Raw genomic sequence first — 17088 nt, 5'->3', positions numbered from 1 at the left:
AGTCCAAATGGCTTCAGGCAAAGAAAAATTTAGGCTAAGCAAGGCGTCTGTTTGCCGTCATGTCTAGACCTGACCAAAAGAGACAACACCGCTTAGCCAAATTTTGCAAAGCCCCTACAGGCGAGGTTTGGAAGCGTCACTTCGTTGTTAGGCTTCTTAACCATAGCAATGGCTATGCTTTGCAAAACCTGCCTAGAATTGTCTGCTTCAAACACCTCGTTGAAGTCAATGGGGACTTATTCTGCGCTTCCCTAGATATGAATGTCTACTAGAGCAATTCGTTGGCTTTTTTTTGACCGTTCCGGCGGTTGTGCGAGTACTTTTATTTGCAGGTTATCCACTTTTAGTGTGTCGAGCTGTTTTTGCAGTTGTGGTAATTGTTCGTTTACTGCTTGTTCTAAAGCGAGACTTTCACACCAAATACCACAGAAAAGCTGTTGATCTTGTAATTCGGCATAACTCAACTTTGCTTTAATTTCTCCCATGTCAGTATGGACATTAACGAACGCTTCCCAGCGATTACCTTGTGACATGGCTCTTTTACGGAATTCCAACTGATCGTCAATTGCCTGTTTTGTTAAAGAAGGAAGGTCCATCGGAGTTAATGCCGGGTTTTCATATAGCTGGATTTGATTAAAGGTAATCCGACTGATCATTTGGTCACTGAGCTTGGCAGCTAATTGTGTGCTTGGATTATTCGAGCTGGCTTGATTGCTCTGCAGGCTTTGGGTCATCTGCTTAAATTGTAATAGCTGTGCTTTAAGATCATGTTTTAGTTGGTCTACTTTGCCTGAATTGGACAATTTGTTTTCCATAAATAGACCGCTGTTTTCCAAACGCTCTTTGAGTTCTTTGCCGCTGCTTAAGTTGAGCGGCTTGCGGATATTGTCCAATAACGCCATGAGTGGCGCTTGCAAGGAAGCAGGTAGCTGGTTCAACAACTGGCTAAACTGTTGTGCACCTTGGTTAAGTGGAACTTGATTGCTTAAATGCTGACGCAGTGCGGTGCTTAATAATTCCTGCTGTTGCAGACTAGGGTTCGGTTTTGCTGCTAGTGCAAGCACCAGTGTTGGTTGGGTTTGTTTGACGGTCAATTGCACTTGACCTGTTGGTAAGTTGATCTCTTTGCTACTGGCTGTTAACGTCGCTTGTCCAATTTTTAAGGTGACCTGTTCACCTTTTACCTGTTCGATTGTGGCACTTAAGCTCTGTCCAATTTTCAAAGTATTTAACAGGGTTTTGCTTAAATCTGGCGTTAGTTGACTTGGGTTAAGATTGCCAGTGATTGTTAGCATTATGGGACACGCCTTTGTTAGGTTTTTGACAAAATTAATAGCAACAAGCAACAAGCAACAAGCAACAAGCAACAAGCAACAAGCAACAAGCAACAAGCAACAAGCAATATCTTTCGCAAGAAATGACCATCTTTGAGCATAGCATTACTAGCAAGCTTTCAGCAAATTTAAGCGGTTCAAGTTGATGCTCGGTTAAATTGTTCTATTTATCGCTATTGCTAGCAATCCTTTCGCATTGCGAAGCGCATTTAAGAGTTTACATATTATGGATGAACGCGAATTTCTCTTTACTGATAAAGATTTTGCGCACATAAAACGCATCGTTTACGACTTTGCCGGTATTGATTTAAACGATTCCAAAAAGAATTTGGTCTACAACCGTTTGGCGAAGCGTATCCGCTTTTTGGAAAAACAGAGTTTCAGTGAATACATCAAGTACGTTGAACAGCAAGGCGAGCAAGAATTTGTTCATCTAATTAATGCCATTACGACGAACTTAACCTTCTTTTTTCGTGAAAATCACCATTTTGAATATCTCGCGGAAACGGTTATTCCTAATTTGTTACAGAAAAATCAAGCTAGCCGTAAGATTCGCATTTGGTCAGCAGGCTGTTCAACCGGTGAAGAGCCTTATTCATTAGCGATTGTTTTGAAAGAGAGCGTTCCAGCTGGCTGGGATGCTAAAGTGATTGCAACTGATTTGGATTCCAATGTTGTCGCTACCGGTCAATCCGGTGTATATAAATTAGATCGTTTGAAAGGTATGAGCCTTGAGCGTAAAAAACGTTGGTTTATGAAAGGTACAGGGGCTCGTGAAGGCTATGCTAAGGTGAAACCGGAGTTACAAGGTATTATTGAATTCGGGCAACTTAACTTGATGGCGGACTGGCCTATTAAGGACAGTATTGATGTGATTTTTTGTCGCAACGTGGTGATCTATTTTGATAAACAGACTCAAGCACGTTTGTTTGATCGTTACGCCAATCTTTTACAGCCCGAAGGGCATCTGTTCGTCGGGCATTCGGAATCGCTTTACAATGTTTGTGACCGTTTCGAGTTACTCGGTAAAACCATTTATCGCAAGATACGCTAAATCACTATTTTTAAAAATAAAACAGGTAAATACAGACCCTTAGTGGCGAGTGTTGTAAATCTAAGAATTAGATAAGGAATATCGCATGTCAATTAAAGTACTCATCGTGGATGACTCTGAGTTGGTTAGACAGATGCTTTCGGAGATGTTGAAGGCGGATCCGATGATTGATGTCGTCGGTGCGGCTGAAGATCCGTACCAAGCTCGGCAGATGATCAAGGAGTTGCACCCGGATGTGCTGACCCTTGATGTGGAAATGCCCAAAATGGATGGTGTGACTTTCCTGAAAAATCTTATGCGTTTGCACCCATTACCGGTGGTTATGATATCGACTTTAACGGAGAAAGGGGCTGATGTCACTTTCGAAGCGATGGATTTAGGAGCGGTTGATTTTGTTACTAAACCGAAGTTCGACTTGCATAACACTTTTGAAAATTACGCAATGGAAATACGTCGTAAAGTAAAAACGGCCTCCCGCGTTAGCCGTTATCAACTGGAACGCCAATATGCCCGTTATGTTGCCAATAAAGAGCATAAGCCGGCACGGGTGCATGCTAATGTCCCCCCAGCTGCGCCAGCGCAAAAATTAACCACAGATGCGGTTTTGCCAAGGCGCACTGGTAGTGTTGTTCCAGGTGTTTCTATGCGTCATAAATTGATTGCTATAGGCTCTTCGACAGGAGGGACGGAGGCGATAAAAGAAGTTCTGCTGCGCCTGCCAGAAGATACGCCACCGATTGTCATTACTCAGCATATTCCGGCGGCCTTTAGCCTGCCTTTTGCAACGCGTATGAATAACATTGCTGCTATGACAGTTCATCAAGCTGAGGATGGAATGGAAATTCAGCACGGCCATGTATACATCGCCCCAGGCGACCGTCATTTGTTAGTAATGCGTCAAGGTAATAAGTTGGTGTGTCAGTTAAATGACGGGCCTCCGGTTAACCGCCATAAACCATCGGTCGATGTGATGTACCGTTCGGTCGAGCAAGCCGTCGGTAAAAAAGCAGTCGGGGTTATCTTGACTGGTATGGGGGCGGATGGTGCGCAAGGTTTAAAAGAGTTAAAAGAGATTGGTGTCCAGACCATTGCACAGGATGAAAAGACCAGTGTTGTCTGGGGAATGCCGGGAGAGTCAGTGAAAATCGGTGCCGCCGACCATGTTCTTCCGCTGGAAAAAATAGCTCAAAAAGTTTTGGATTTAGCGGTTGGTTAGCCTCGGTGATTAACATTCACATGAGTCGCAGCAGCCTTGTTTACAAGGCTGTTTTTCTTTAAGGCCTGCTGAAATCCGGTTAAGTTTTCTTAGGGAACCTCTGATTCAATCAGAGGTTCCTTAGGCAGTGTCATTAACAGAAATGTATTTGCCTAAAATAGATTATGTGGCATATAACCTGCTGTACTTGGGTTAACTAACAAATTTATGGCAATTACTGCCAATAATAATAAAAAAGGAAAGTGTCATGCTCGATCTTGCTAGAGCCTATTGGATACCGCTTGCAGTGACTCTTGTCGCGGCGGCCCTGAGTTTTTTTGATATCACTTTACTGAATTTTGCTATGGTGATTTTGCTATCAGCCAGTTGGTTTCTTACCGTGGCAAATATTGCCAATCAAGCGGAAAATCAACAAAAGCGTCAGATGCGTCGTCAAGCCTTGCAAGAAGCGTCCGAAGCAAATCCTGCTTACAAGTCAAAGTCATCAACTGATGTCGCTATGCTGAAAACCACGACTGCGGATGAATCATTACAGATGATTATGGATGATGTTGACACCGTCATTGAGCATGAAGTTGAAATTGTGCGTGGTGAATTGATGCAGGTGAAAGAATTGGTTGCCGAGGCTATTGAAACCTTGAATAACAGTTTTTCTGGTTTGCACTCGCAAACGCAACAAGAGTATCAAATGGTTTTGGCATTGTTGGATAACCTCGGCGGGCAAGGCGCTGAGCAGATGTCGATTCAGAAGTTCTCTAGTGAGATGAAAATGGTTCTGCAGTATTTGATAGATCTGTTGATGAATGCTTCCGAACGTAGCAAACAGACGGTCGATAAAATCGACGATATGGTTGGTCAGATTGAAGCAATTTTTAATCTGCTTGAAGATGTTAAAGGCATTGCTGATCAAACTAACTTATTGGCATTGAATGCGGCAATTGAAGCAGCGCGTGCCGGTGAAGCTGGGCGTGGCTTTGCGGTGGTTGCTGATGAGGTTCGTAAACTGTCCTTGAACTCGAATATTCTAAATGAGCAGATTCGTAAACAAGCTGAGAAAGCACGCAGTACCGTCGATCAAGTGCGTAATATTGTGAGTGAAACAGCAAGCAAGGACATGGAGCAGGCGGTTTCGTCGCAGAAAAAAGTTGGTTCGATGTTGGGTGATTTAAATGCGATGAATGATGGAATCTCGTCCAAACTTGGTGATGTATCTGGAGTAATTTCCGAGATTGAGGTCAGTGTGTCGAATGCAGTGCGTTCGTTGCAGTTTGAAGATATCGTTCGACAGTTGGTTGAGCAGGTCATGAACCACTTGGATCAATTAGCACAATTCTCAAATGAAATTAGCCAGTTCACTAAAGAAAATCAAGAGACACCAGCTATGAACGATGAAGAATATCGCCAGCGTATTGAGCAGTTCCGTCAAACTATCCATAGCAAACGCCAGTCGATTGAAGATTCGCGAATGAGTCGAGTGAATACAGAATCGATGGATGAAGGCGAAATCGAACTTTTCTAATCGAGTTCTCGCTAAGCAGAAAAAAGCCCTGTTTCGGTATTTTCAGGAACAGGGCTTTTTTATAGGTTGAATAAATGCTTGTTAGCGAACTTCCATATTGCCCATATGCGTGTTCCAGAAACTGCCGAACAGTAGACTAAAGAAAATACCGGTGGCAAAAACCAAATACCAGTAGCGACGCATTTTAATCTGTTGCTCGGTCTCTTCTTCCGGTCGGTCCTTGAAGAATACCAACATAAAACCGATTGCCGACAAGAAACCGGCAATATTGGCAAAGTAGTGATTGCCGGTAATTAAAGAAATAATCCCTAAAGATAAAATCACTGCATAGCTTGCTAATAGTAATTTCATAAAGTTTTCCTTCTATTTTTGTGCCCATATTGTAGTGAATTCACTTTTATAATTGGCAGAATCTGATTAACAAATAACCGAATGAGGGCAAGATGAGTTTTTATCAGTTGGTTTTTTATGTGCCGGAATCGCATCTAGAAGCAGTTAAGGGTGCCATTTTCGCTGCTGGAGCAGGAGTGCAGGGCGATTATCGGCATTGCGCTTGGCAAGTTAAAGGCCAAGGGCAGTTTCGTCCTATGCCTGGCAGTAATCCGTTTATCGGCGAAACCGATCAATTAAGCCGCGAGGAAGAATATAAAGTTGAGGTTTATGTAGCGCAACAAAATCTCAAGGACGTGATGGGGGCATTTTTTGATGCGCATCCTTATGAAGAGCCGGCATATTTTTTAGTGAAAAGCATGGATGCTCGGCAATTTTTATAATGGAACTGCTCAAAAGTGCTGCCTGAGCTGAATACGAAAAAATTTACACTGGTATAAGTTAATTTTATTCATGCCGTGGCCTTTTGAGTCGTTTCATATACTTTTCGTTTCAATAAGCTTGGAAGCATTAAGAATTTCTTAATGATTTTCTATATTAGAAAATATTGATATATGCCTTGTCTTAGATTAAGATTGCTTCCGTTGTTTCATTACAACACTCCTCTAAAAGAGCTAAGATTGTTCCCCTTTATATGGAACCCCTCAAATAAACTGCCTGCAGTTTGTTTGGGGCTTTTTTATTTTCATAGCCTCTTAATCGTTTCTCTTTTTCCTTGATAAAGCTATTGTCATTTCGCTGTATAAGTTTGTTATAGGTATAAAAAAACCTCCGGCAATTGCTTGACCGAAGGCGTTTCGTTTATATTGAGAAAGTGGTTATTATTGCTCTTTACCGAATGAGATTAATTCAATTGTGAAAACTAACGTCGAGTTAGGACCAATCACATCACCGGCACCGTTTTCGCCATATGCTAGTTCTGGCGGGATAACGACTTTCCATTTACTGCCTGGCTTCATCATCTTTAAGATTTTTCCCCAACCTTTGATGACATCAGAGGTATAAAGTTTTAAGGCGCGGCCACGTTTGTATGAACTATCGAATACTTCGCCATTGATAAACGAACCTTCATAGTGTGCGTAAATGCTGTCTTCGTCAGTCGGAGAGCTGCCTTTACCTTGTTCAAGTACTTGATAAAGGATGCCATCTTCAGTCGTCAGCGTCTTGTCCTGTTTAGCGAACTTGGCGCGGAACTCATTACCTTTTTTAAGATTCTCCTCGGCCAGCTTGTTACGCTCTTCCATTTTGATGGCCATCAATTTCTTTTTAGTTTCTTCTATCGCCGCCGTCATTTGTTCAGGTGTTAGTAGAAGAGGGCGGCCTTCAAGTGCATCCAGCAGACCTTGTGCAAGTGCACGCGAATTCGGTACAAAACCGTTGTCACCTAAACTTTTTGCCAAATCGACACCGAGGGTATAGCTGGTTTTTTCTTCGACCGTCTCTAGAGAAAGCGCACCATTATTTTCGTTTGGCGTCGCTTGATTGGCTAAGGCAGTACCTTGCATTGTCAATAATAAGGCAGTGATTAGTGGTAAGCGCATAAGTGGTAAGTCCTTAAGCCTTTATAGGTTGTCTAAATATTTTTCGGCATCTAGTGCAGCCATACAGCCGGCACCAGCAGAGGTAATTGCTTGCTTATAGTTTTGATCCATAACGTCACCGGCGGCAAAAACGCCCTCGATTGACGTTTGCGTTGCATTACCCTGTAGGCCGCTTTGAACTTTCAAATAACCGTTGTCCATTTCCAGCTGACCTTCAAATAGGCCGGTATTTGGTGAGTGGCCGATAGCAATAAAGACGCCGGCAACATCCAAATCTTTGGTTTCGCCTGATTCACGGTTTTTAATACGTAGGCCGGTTACGCCCATATTGTCGCCCAAAACCTCATCCAGCTCGGCATTGAACTCGATTTTGATATTGCCGTTCTCGGCTTTTTCCATAAGGTGTTTCGCTAGGATTTTCTCAGAAGTGAAATGATCACGGCGGTGAATAATGGTTACCTCTGAAGCGATGTTGGAAAGATACAGGGCTTCTTCAACCGCGGTATTACCGCCACCAACAACGGCTACTTTCTGATTTCGGTAGAAGAAACCGTCGCAGGTTGCGCAAGCAGAAACGCCTTTACCTTTAAATGCGGTTTCTGACTCTAGGCCAAGATATTTAGCCGTTGCGCCAGTCGCAATGATTAGAGCATCACAGGTGTACTCGCCAGAATCACCGGTAAGTTTGAAAGGGCGTTCTGAAAGATCCGCTTTATTGATGTGGTCAAATAGGATTTCAGTACCGAAGCGTTCAGCATGTTTTTGCATACGAACCATTAAGTCCGGGCCGGTTAGACCTTCTGGATCGCCAGGCCAGTTATCCACTTCGGTAGTCGTGGTTAGCTGACCGCCTTGCTGCATTCCAGTGATGATAACTGGATCCAAGTTAGCACGGGCAGCATATACTGCAGCAGTGTAACCTGCTGGGCCGGAACCGAGAATAAGAAGCTTGCAATGTTTCGCTGCCATAATTAAATCCTTTAAATTCAAACTACTAATATAGAAAGTTAAAATGTATGTTACAAAGAATCGAGCATTAGATAAAGCCGTTTAATTCAGTAAACTCTAGGCTTTTACGCTGTCCTCTGTATAGCAATGTGCTAGAATTTTAGCAGTTTTTGTTTAAACTTTTCCATTCGTTTTATTAATAGAAAACGATTACTGGAACCGCTTTGTACAATAGGCATTTGATGCCTGCTTAACGAATCTGAAAGTCTGTAATTTTACCAATAGGATAGAAACTGAAAGTGCCTCTAGATCAAACCAATCGAACTGCAATAAAAATGTCGGCTGCTCGTCGTAAAGATGCGGCACGGAAAGCCGAAGCGCAAATTAAGAAAGCGCAGCAAGATGTTGATAGAAAGGCATTGGATCGCGAGCTGGAGCAGAAGAGCTTAGCAAATCAGCAGGCGGCTGAGAAAATTGATCAAATTCATACTGCAGAATTGAGCGCGCCGATTGCGCAAATGGAGGCGCAAAACCCGCTACTGTCGAGTAAGGTTTCCTACTCTTGGGTGGTCAAGGATTTGGTATTGATTTTCTGTATTCTATTTGCCGTTTTTTTGACTATTATTCTGGCGGGTTATGATCCAAATGATTCGGGTTTTAACTCTTCTTCAGCCAGTGGTAATGTGAATAATTACGGAGGTTACACCGGTGCTTGGCTATCGTCATTGCTGTTTACCGTCTTTGGCTTGTTCGCGTATTTATTGCCTTTGGGGATTATTCTAGCAGGCTGGTTTACCTTGCGCTTACCGCTGCGGGATGATGAAGGCGAAATTGACTTTTACCGCTTCTTTTTTAGTTTGCTTGGTGTGCTGTTAATGGTCAGTGCCGGTGCAGCGATGGCACACCTGTTTGTCCATCCTGACAGTTTTTCTGAAGAGTTACCCTTCAACCCAGGTGGTATTTGGGGCAGTTTAATTGGCGGTTTCTTAGTGGATTCAATTGACCTATTGGCGACTACTTTGCTCTTGCTTGGGCTGTTTGCCCTGTCAATTAGCTTACTGTTAAGCCACTCTTGGATGACCATTCTTGAGGTGACTGGCCGTTTGACTTTGAACTTAATTGTTTGGTCAAAAATGAAATGGCAAAAGACCATTAATAACTCGGAAAAATGTCAGCGCTTGATATGTCAGCTGCGCGATGCCTTTGCACCGTTCCAGCGTGAGAAAATGCTACGCCAAGGAGGGCAACCCGGGCAGATACAGGCAATTCAAGATGCTGATCAGAAAATCATTTCGACAGTCAATACTGAGCTAGATGAACAACAGCCGGAATTTGGGCAGGAGAAAACTGTCAAAATTATCAAGCCAGAACCGAATATTTCAGCCTTGCCGGATACGGAAGTTGAAGAGTTTGAAGCATCTGACGAGCAGGAAAAAGCAGCAAAATCTCAGTCACTGTTTGCCGGTTTAAAACAGAAAGCGGTCGGCGTCTTTGCGAAAAAAGAGCATGCCGGCGATAAGGCGGATATGGTTGAGGAAAAAGTCATGCCTGCCATTGACCCTGATGGATCTGTGCAATCTGCTAATGAACAAGTTCAAGAAAACGTCTCTGCCCAAAAGGTGAATAAAGAAGTTGGAAACGGCGATGATTTTGCCTTGACGCCATTTACTGAAGAGACAGAAGAAGAGATTAAAGCGACACAAGCAGCGAAAAGAAATACGGTACAAAAAGACAAAGATTACCAAAAATATGCACCGCAGCCGGAAGCTGAAAAGATTCAAGAATCTCCACATGAAGAGCCGGTTGTCGCAGTTGAAGCTGTCGAGGACACTTCACAAGATTTACCGTTCGAACCGGATTCAAAAGTTGAAGTCAAAGCCGTGCATTCTGAAGGCGAGGTTGAAAATGTAGAGCCGAAGATATGTGATCCGACTGCTTATGAAATCGGTGAATTTAAATTGCCTTCTGTTGAGCTTCTGGATGAATATATTCCAGATGATGAGGGTTTTACCGAACAAGAGTTGACGGATTTGTCATTCTTGTTGGAGCAACGTCTACAAGAATTTGGCGTTAAGGTCGAGGTGGAATCGGTGCAGCCGGGGCCGGTGGTGACGCGTTTTGAAATCTTGCCGGCTCCGGGGGTGAAGGTTTCGCAGATTAATAACTTGGCGAAAGACTTGGCGCGAGTGTTGTCAGTTAAGTCGGTGCGGGTTGTGGATGTCATTCCTGGTAAAGCGGTGGTTGGTATCGAAATTCCGAACGAGAAACGCGAAATTGTTAGTTTCCGTGATGTGCTTTCATCAAGCGAGTTCGCCAAGTCGAAATCGCCATTGAGTATCGCAATTGGTAAAGATATTTCCGGTAAGCCGGTCGTCGCCGACATTGCGCGTATGCCGCACTTGTTGGTGGCTGGTACCACCGGTGCCGGTAAATCGGTCGGGGTTAACAGTATGATTCTGAGCATGCTCTATAAGAGTACGCCGGAAGAAGTGCGTCTGATTATGATTGACCCGAAAATGTTGGAACTGTCAGTGTACGACGATATTCCGCATCTTCTGGCGCCGGTGGTGACCGATATGAATGATGCCGCCAATGCTTTACGTTGGTGTGTGTTTGAAATGGACCGTCGTTATCAGCTGATGGCGAAGATGGGCGTGCGCAATATCGCCGGCTTTAATATGAAAGTGCAGAAAGCGATTGATGAAGGCAATCCGATTGTTGATCCGTTGTATCAACAGCAAGCATCTTATGGTCATCAAGTTATGGATGCGCCGCCAACTTTGACGCCATTGCCGTATATCGTGGTGGTAGTCGATGAATTCGCCGACATGATTATGGTGGTCGGTAAAGAAGTTGAGCAGTTGATTGCGCGTATTGCACAGAAAGCCCGTGCGGCCGGTATTCATTTGATTCTGGCAACGCAACGTCCTTCGGTGAATGTTATCACCGGTTTGATTAAGGCCAATATTCCGACCCGTATGTCGTTTATGGTGAATACTAAAATTGATTCACGTACCATTCTTGATCAAGGTGGTGCGGAACAATTGCTCGGTATGGGGGATATGTTGTATCTTCCGCCAGGTTCCGGTTCGCCAAAACGCGTGCACGGTGCCTTTATGAATGATGAAGAAGTAATTAAAGTTGCCGAGTTTGTTAAGTCGCAGGGTGAACCGCAATATCTGAAAGCGATTACTCAATCCATGGAACCGGAAGAGCCAGCAGGCGGTAAGTCCAATGGTCCGAAAAGTGCCGAAGACGATCCGTTGTATGACCAAATCGTGAATTTCGCCATTGAAAATCGTAAGATCTCCGTTTCACTGATTCAACGTCAATTCTCGATTGGGTATAATCGTTCGGCGCGCATTGTTGAAGCAATGTCGCAGGCGGGGCTTATTTCCTCATCGAAAACCTCCAACGGACAGCGTGAAGTATTGGTCGGCGGCGACCATCTGCGCGATCCGTCTGAATAATACGAGAATACAAATTTCATGTTGGCAAAATTGATTAGGCCTTTCGCTTTAGCAGCGACCTGTTTTACGGTTACTTTGAGCCAAAATGTATTAGCGAATCCGGTGCAGGATTTTGTGAATAATCTAAGCACATTTGAAGCGGATTTTTCTCAGCAGACGCTTGAAGAGAGTATGTTTGGTCCGGTACATGCACCGCAGAAAGGCCATTTTCAGTTATTACGTCTGGGCAAATTAGTCTGGGAATATGCTGCCGATGACGGTCAGCGCATTGTTGTTGATGGCCAAAACCTTTGGGTATTTGACAAAGATTTATATCAAGCAACGGTACGACCGATTGCCGACGTGCAGGCCGATATTCCGCTGAGTTGGTTGCTGTATGACGAGAAAATCGAAGACAAGTTCGAGATTGTTTTTGCCGGTGAACGCGAAGGCATGGTTTGGTATAACTTGGAGCCGAAAGCCGCGACCTATTTTCAGAGTATTGAAGTTGGTTTAAAAGATGGTGTGATGCAGCAAGTGTTGATGTATGAAGGGCCGGAAAACATTACCAAAATCGAATTTAGTAAGGTTGAAATCAATCACCCAATCGCCGCGGAAAATTTCGTTTTCAAACTGCAGCCGGGCATTGATTTAATCGGCCAACCGAGCTACTAACCGAACCTTCGAGAGCATCTTTTGAGTAACGCCAAGCAATTATACAAACCGCTTTCCGACCGCTTACGTCCGCAAACGCTAGACGAATATATTGGCCAAGAGCACCTGCTTGGTAAAAATCGTGTGCTGACTCGAATGTTGGCGTCCGGTAAACTCTATTCATTGATTTTCTGGGGGCCGCCGGGAGTGGGTAAAACTACCTTGGCGAGATTGTTGGCAAACCAGTCGGATTTGCAGTTTATCAGTCTGTCTGCGGTTTTAGATGGCGTTAAAGAAGTTCGAGCGGCAGTTGAACAAGCCAAAAAACAACGCGAACAATTCAATCAAGGCACCTTGTTGTTTGTCGATGAAGTGCACCGTTTCAATAAAGCTCAGCAGGATGCGTTCCTGCCGTTTGTGGAAGATGGTACTTTTGTGTTTATTGGCGCGACTACCGAGAATCCATCGTTTGAGTTGAACAATGCCTTGCTATCGCGCGCAAAGGTTTTAGTTTTGCGAGAGCTGGACGAAGAAGATTTAGAACAGGTTCTGCAACGTGGCGTAATGCAGCTTGCGAATGATTTATCTTCTGAATCGGAACAGCAGAATATTGAGTTGAAGGTGGCCGACATAGCGGCGCAGTTACTGATTGGTTCTAGCGACGGTGATGCGCGCCGTTTATTGAACTTTCTCGAACAGGCGGTCGATTTTGCCGATTGGCAACCTTGCGAAAATGGTTTATGTGCAAGTATTGAAGTTGAGCATGCCAAAGAAGTGGTGCAAGGTGGTTTACGCCGTTTTGATAAAGGCGGCGAAGCGTTTTACGACCAGATTTCTGCGCTGCATAAATCGGTGCGCGGTTCCGATCCAAATGCCGCATTGTATTGGTTGGTGCGTATGTTAGATGGCGGGGTTGATCCGCGTTACTTGGCGCGTCGCCTAATTCGAATGGCTTCCGAGGAGATTGCAAATGCCGACCCGAAAGCTCTGCAAGTGGCGATTGATGCTGCGCAATCCTACGAACGACTTGGTTCACCGGAAGGCGATTTAGCTTTGGCGCAAGCGGCAACCTATCTGGCGGTGGCTCCTAAATCGAATGCGGTTTATATGGCCTATAAAGCCGTGTTGAAAGACATCAAAGAGAACGGTTCGCATTCGGTACCGTTGCATCTACGTAATGCGCCAACCAAGTTAATGGCGGAGTTGGATTACGGCAAAGAATACCGTTATGCACATGACGAGCCGGAAGCCTTTGCTGCCGGTGAATGTTATTTCCCGGAAGAAATGGCGGAAAAAGCTTACTATCAACCGGTAGAAAGAGGTTTGGAAATCAAAATTTCCGCTAAAATGAGGCACCTCGAAAACTTGAATCAGCAAGCGATTTATAAGCGTCGCAAATAGGCGGTAGAAGATGAAAATCTGCAATCGAGTACAAATGATGTTTTTCGGAGTCTCGTCATGACCTTTTGGGGGTGGTGGGCTATTGCCTCAGGTGGTGCTTTAGGTGCCATGGCACGGTTTGCTTTGTCGCATCAAGTTTACCTCTGGTTTGGACGAGAATTCGCTTGGGGAACCTTGGCGGTGAATGTGCTCGGGTCTTTTGCAATGGGCTTGTTGGCGGTGTTGCTGATTGATAAATGGTCACTGTCGAATGAATGGCGTGCTTTTATCCTAGTTGGTTTTCTTGGCGCTTTCACCACTTTTTCGACCTTTTCTTACGAGACCATGCAGTACATTCAGGTCGGTGAGTTCGGTAAGGCGGTCGCGAATATGGCGGTCAGTTTAATTTTGACCTTGAGCGCAGTGTGGCTCGGTTTAATTAGTGGCAGACAGTTTTTAAGTTCGTAGACAATTTCTACGAGCAAAGTTTTATAGTTTTAAAAAATCAGGAATGGCTAAATGTTAGATCCAAAACGTTTACGAAGTGAGTTAGCGGACGTCGCTGCACAATTGAAAACGCGTGGCTTTGAGCTAGATGTGGCGCAAATTGAAGTGCTGGAAGTGCAACGTAAAGAGTGGCAAGTAAAAGCACAAGATTTGCAGGCGACTCGTAATAGCCGTTCTAAAGAAATCGGTAAAGCGAAAGCACAAGGGCAAGATATTGCACCGCTATTGGCAGAGATTGAAGACCTGAAAACTCAGTTGGAACAGGCGGAACAGAAATCTGACGAAGTGCAAACACAGTTGGATGATATTCTTGCTTGTGTACCGAATACGCCGCATGAATCGGTACCGGTTGGCGCTTCTGAAGACGACAATGTGGAAATTCGCAAATGGGGAACACCGCGCGAGTTTGATTTTGAAGTTAAAGACCATGTTGATTTGGCAGAGGCTCGCGGCTGGTTTGATAACGATGCGGCGGTAAAAGTGACATCGTCGCGTTTCGCAGTGATGAAAGGTTCTCTAGCTCGTATGCAACGTGCGCTGATTCAGTTTATGTTGAATGAGCATGGTCAAGCCGGTTATGAAGAAGTGTACGTTCCGTTTATGGTTAACCAGGATTCACTACGCGGCACCGGCCAGTTACCGAAGTTTGAAGCGGATTTATATAAAATCAGCAAAAACGACGAGCATGACACCAATGATCGTGACCTGTATTTAATTCCGACGGCGGAAGTTCCGGTCACCAATTTGTTCCGTGATGAAATCATCGATGAAGCGGATTTGCCGATTAAATGTACTGCACACACGCCGTGTTTCCGTTCCGAAGCCGGTTCTTATGGCCGTGATACCCGTGGTTTAATTCGTCAGCACCAGTTTGAAAAAGTGGAATTGGTCCAAGTGGTTCATCCGGAAAAATCACATCAAGCCTTGGAAGAGTTGACCGGTCAGGCGGAAAGTATTTTGCAGAAACTTGGTTTACCTTATCGTGTGGTCAATCTTTGTACCGGTGATATCGGTTTCTCTGCAACTAAAACTTACGATTTGGAAGTATGGTTGCCGGGGCAGGAAGCCTATCGTGAAATTTCCTCCTGCTCTAACTTTGAAGATTTCCAAGCGCGTCGTTTAAAAGCACGTTTCCGAGGCGGTAATGGTAAGCCTCAGCTGGCGCACACCTTGAATGGTTCTGGTTTGGCCGTAGGACGTACTTTGGTCGCGGTTCTGGAAAACTACCAGAACGAAGACGGTTCGGTAACTGTGCCGGAAGCTTTGCGTCCATACTTAGGTGGTGCAGAAACGATTTAATCGTAAATTGTTTCGCTTTTGAAAAGGCTTGTCGCAATATTGCGACAAGCCTTTTTAGTTTTAATCCTCTGAAAAGTCGAATAGATATTGAGCTAAGTTTTGAACGTTACCGTTTTCAATATCAATACCTTCCTGCCTAAGTAGTTCCGCTTTAACCTGTGGGCCACCCAGAGCATATTGACCGATTTCACCAGTGCTTTTCACCACCCTGTGGCAAGGCACGATAATGGGAAGGGGGTTCTTTCGCATTGCACTACCAACTGCTCGAATTGCCTTGCTGTTGACGGCTTTAGCCAGTGCTGAATAGGTGGTCACTTTGCCTTTCGGGACACGTAGCAACTGTTGATAAACTTGCTCGGTAAAGCTTAAGTGACTGTTTTTTCTGACTTCTTTTTTCATGCCATAAAGTGTAGCGTAAATAAGCCACATTTTTTTCAAAAAAATCCCGAAATTGCCTTGCAAAATCCATCCTTCGGCCTATAATACGCCCCAACAAATAAGGTGGACTGGCTGAGTGGTTGAAGGCGGCGGTCTTGAAAACCGTTGTAGGTTTGTAGCCTACCTGGGGTTCGAATCCCTAGTCCACCGCCATTATTTTAAAAGGAGCTATTTGCTTAAGCAGATAGCTCCTTTTTTCATTTTAGGGTCTATATTCTATGTATGTGGCCTAAGCTTCAAGAGAAGCGTTCTTATGCTGTTATCCTAAAAATATCTTTTGCCGTCTAAGTTCGATGAACTCCGAACTATTGGTGATGCTTCATCTTACTGTTCTTGGCTCGCTGATTAGCAAATCAAGCCGTAATTCTTGGATTTTCTGTTGATTGGAGGATTGTGCTTCTGATCTAGGGGATTGGCTGCTATAGCCCACGTATTTCTGCGTTATAGAAACTAAGAGGTTTTAATCTGTTGAGTTTCTATAGGTCAGCAATGTGACAGGAATAAATGTTGACGAATTGGGAAATTAGAAGAGCTCAAACAAGCGATTTTTAGCTTAACCAACTTTTTGATGCGATCAATTACAATGGAAGGGCGTCTACTAAGTGATTAATTACTCAGCGCTATCGATGTCTAGGAATTGAAGTTCTTTTGTTGAATCCCATTCTTCCACAAGTATTGATGCCCAGTTTTGTAGTTCTTGTTGCTCAAGAATTTCAATTTGTTTATTTTTTTCTTCCATCTTCGTCACCTTGTAAAATTAATTTACCCAGTAATTAAATTGTACATCTGTTATTACCCATATTGCAAGTAGGCATTTCTGTTTAAAGTAATTTCAGATAAATACCGACTCTATATGAGGTGGTACAGCTGCCTAGGGGAACAATGTTTGTATAAGCTTTGAGAAAATGAGTTTAACGGTGTTGCTTGTTTTTGCTCGGTGTAGATGCTTTGCGAACGGTTGCAATATATCACGTTATGAGCAGCTTGCTATACTTTGCTGGCATATCTAAATTAGATGTAGACAAATTTAACTATCGCCTTATAATACGCCCCAACAAATGAGGTGGACTGGCTGAGTGGTTGAAGGCGGCGGTCTTGAAAACCGTTGTAGGTTTGTAGCCTACCTGGGGTTCGAATCCCTAGTCCACCGCCATATTTTTAGAACCCGCATAATCGATAGGTTATGCGGGTTTTTTTATGTCTTCGGATTGTGCAGTATAGATTAAGAGAGTGTCTTTTGTGACGAGCTAATTTTACTATGCCTGAAGTCATTTGGACTTGTTCTGCGTTTCCTTAGATCAATAGGTTTGCCTTACTAAGGATAAATTGGCTGGTTTTTGACATTATTTGGTTTTGCGG

General features: G+C 44.1%; 15 protein-coding genes and 2 tRNA genes. 11 read left to right on the top strand and 6 right to left on the bottom strand.

What is annotated here, in order from left to right:
- Positions 1 to 251: 251 nt before the first annotated feature.
- Entirely contained in the window at positions 252 to 1295 is a 1044-nt protein-coding gene (locus J3998_RS11100; protein ID WP_208150736.1) for a hypothetical protein, read from the bottom strand.
- A gap of 265 nt (positions 1296 to 1560) precedes the next feature.
- On the opposite strand from J3998_RS11100, the gene J3998_RS11095 reads away from it, so the two are divergent.
- The 3 genes from J3998_RS11095 (at position 1561) to J3998_RS13410 (ending at position 5123) form a co-directional block, all read left to right on the top strand.
- Positions 1561 to 2388, top strand: a complete 828-nt coding sequence (locus J3998_RS11095; RefSeq protein WP_208150735.1) for a CheR family methyltransferase — start codon at positions 1561 to 1563, stop codon at positions 2386 to 2388.
- 85 nt (positions 2389 to 2473) lie between these two features.
- The gene (locus tag J3998_RS11090) at positions 2474 to 3604 is read left to right on the top strand and encodes a protein-glutamate methylesterase/protein-glutamine glutaminase (protein WP_208150734.1); all 1131 of its coding nucleotides are present in this window, start codon (positions 2474 to 2476) and stop codon (positions 3602 to 3604) included.
- 247 nt (positions 3605 to 3851) lie between these two features.
- The gene (locus J3998_RS13410; protein ID WP_208150733.1) at positions 3852 to 5123 is read left to right on the top strand and encodes a methyl-accepting chemotaxis protein; all 1272 of its coding nucleotides are present in this window, start codon (positions 3852 to 3854) and stop codon (positions 5121 to 5123) included.
- Between the two features lie 81 nt (positions 5124 to 5204).
- On the opposite strand, the gene J3998_RS11080 is transcribed toward J3998_RS13410, so the two are convergent.
- Positions 5205 to 5474 carry a hypothetical protein gene (locus J3998_RS11080; protein WP_208150732.1) on the bottom strand — a complete coding sequence of 90 codons (270 nt, stop codon included), beginning with the start codon at positions 5472 to 5474 and terminating at the stop codon, positions 5205 to 5207.
- A 92-nt stretch (positions 5475 to 5566) separates the two neighbouring features.
- On the opposite strand from J3998_RS11080, the gene J3998_RS11075 reads away from it, so the two are divergent.
- The gene (locus J3998_RS11075; RefSeq protein WP_208150731.1) at positions 5567 to 5896 is read left to right on the top strand and encodes a YqfO family protein; all 330 of its coding nucleotides are present in this window, start codon (positions 5567 to 5569) and stop codon (positions 5894 to 5896) included.
- Positions 5897 to 6334: 438 nt separating this feature from the next.
- Here J3998_RS11075 and bamJ read toward each other — a convergent pair whose 3' ends face one another.
- Positions 6335 to 7054: a BamJ family beta-barrel-assembly machinery protein gene (gene bamJ, locus J3998_RS11070; RefSeq protein WP_208150730.1), complete on the bottom strand. Its 720-nt coding sequence runs from the start codon at positions 7052 to 7054 to the stop codon at positions 6335 to 6337.
- 21 nt (positions 7055 to 7075) lie between these two features.
- Positions 7076 to 8023 carry a thioredoxin-disulfide reductase gene (gene trxB, locus J3998_RS11065; RefSeq protein WP_208150729.1) on the bottom strand — a complete coding sequence of 316 codons (948 nt, stop codon included), beginning with the start codon at positions 8021 to 8023 and terminating at the stop codon, positions 7076 to 7078.
- A gap of 278 nt (positions 8024 to 8301) precedes the next feature.
- On the opposite strand from trxB, the gene J3998_RS11060 reads away from it, so the two are divergent.
- Genes J3998_RS11060 through serS form a run of 5 tightly spaced genes read left to right on the top strand, consistent with a single transcriptional unit; the run spans position 8302 to position 15291 of the window.
- A complete protein-coding gene (locus tag J3998_RS11060; RefSeq protein ID WP_208150728.1) occupies positions 8302 to 11472 on the top strand; it encodes a DNA translocase FtsK 4TM domain-containing protein in 3171 nt (1056 codons plus the stop codon).
- Positions 11473 to 11490: 18 nt separating this feature from the next.
- The gene (lolA, locus tag J3998_RS11055) at positions 11491 to 12126 is read left to right on the top strand and encodes an outer membrane lipoprotein periplasmic chaperone LolA (RefSeq protein WP_208150727.1); all 636 of its coding nucleotides are present in this window, start codon (positions 11491 to 11493) and stop codon (positions 12124 to 12126) included.
- A gap of 21 nt (positions 12127 to 12147) precedes the next feature.
- The gene (locus J3998_RS11050; RefSeq protein WP_208150726.1) at positions 12148 to 13506 is read left to right on the top strand and encodes a replication-associated recombination protein A; all 1359 of its coding nucleotides are present in this window, start codon (positions 12148 to 12150) and stop codon (positions 13504 to 13506) included.
- Between the two features lie 57 nt (positions 13507 to 13563).
- A complete protein-coding gene (gene crcB, locus J3998_RS11045) occupies positions 13564 to 13953 on the top strand; it encodes a fluoride efflux transporter CrcB (RefSeq protein ID WP_208150725.1) in 390 nt (129 codons plus the stop codon).
- A 51-nt stretch (positions 13954 to 14004) separates the two neighbouring features.
- On the top strand, positions 14005 to 15291 hold the full coding sequence (gene serS, locus J3998_RS11040; RefSeq protein ID WP_208150724.1) for a serine--tRNA ligase: 1287 nt from the start codon (positions 14005 to 14007) through the stop codon (positions 15289 to 15291).
- A gap of 60 nt (positions 15292 to 15351) precedes the next feature.
- Here serS and J3998_RS11035 read toward each other — a convergent pair whose 3' ends face one another.
- Entirely contained in the window at positions 15352 to 15720 is a 369-nt protein-coding gene (locus J3998_RS11035) for an MGMT family protein (RefSeq protein ID WP_243750723.1), read from the bottom strand.
- Between the two features lie 71 nt (positions 15721 to 15791).
- Here J3998_RS11035 and J3998_RS11030 point away from each other — a divergent pair.
- Positions 15792 to 15882 (top strand) — tRNA-Ser (locus tag J3998_RS11030).
- A 457-nt stretch (positions 15883 to 16339) separates the two neighbouring features.
- On the opposite strand, the gene J3998_RS13405 is transcribed toward J3998_RS11030, so the two are convergent.
- Complete coding sequence (locus J3998_RS13405) at positions 16340 to 16468, bottom strand: hypothetical protein (protein WP_279576296.1); 129 nt, start codon at positions 16466 to 16468, stop codon at positions 16340 to 16342.
- Positions 16469 to 16791: 323 nt separating this feature from the next.
- On the opposite strand from J3998_RS13405, the gene J3998_RS11025 reads away from it, so the two are divergent.
- Positions 16792 to 16882, top strand: a tRNA-Ser gene (locus tag J3998_RS11025).
- The last annotated feature ends 206 nt before the right edge of the window (positions 16883 to 17088 follow it).

The sequence above is a fragment of the Thiomicrorhabdus marina genome (assembly GCF_017571465.1).
Lineage (GTDB): Bacteria > Pseudomonadota > Gammaproteobacteria > Thiomicrospirales > Thiomicrospiraceae > Thiomicrorhabdus > Thiomicrorhabdus marina.
This window is presented reverse-complemented; position numbering and strand designations above follow the sequence as displayed.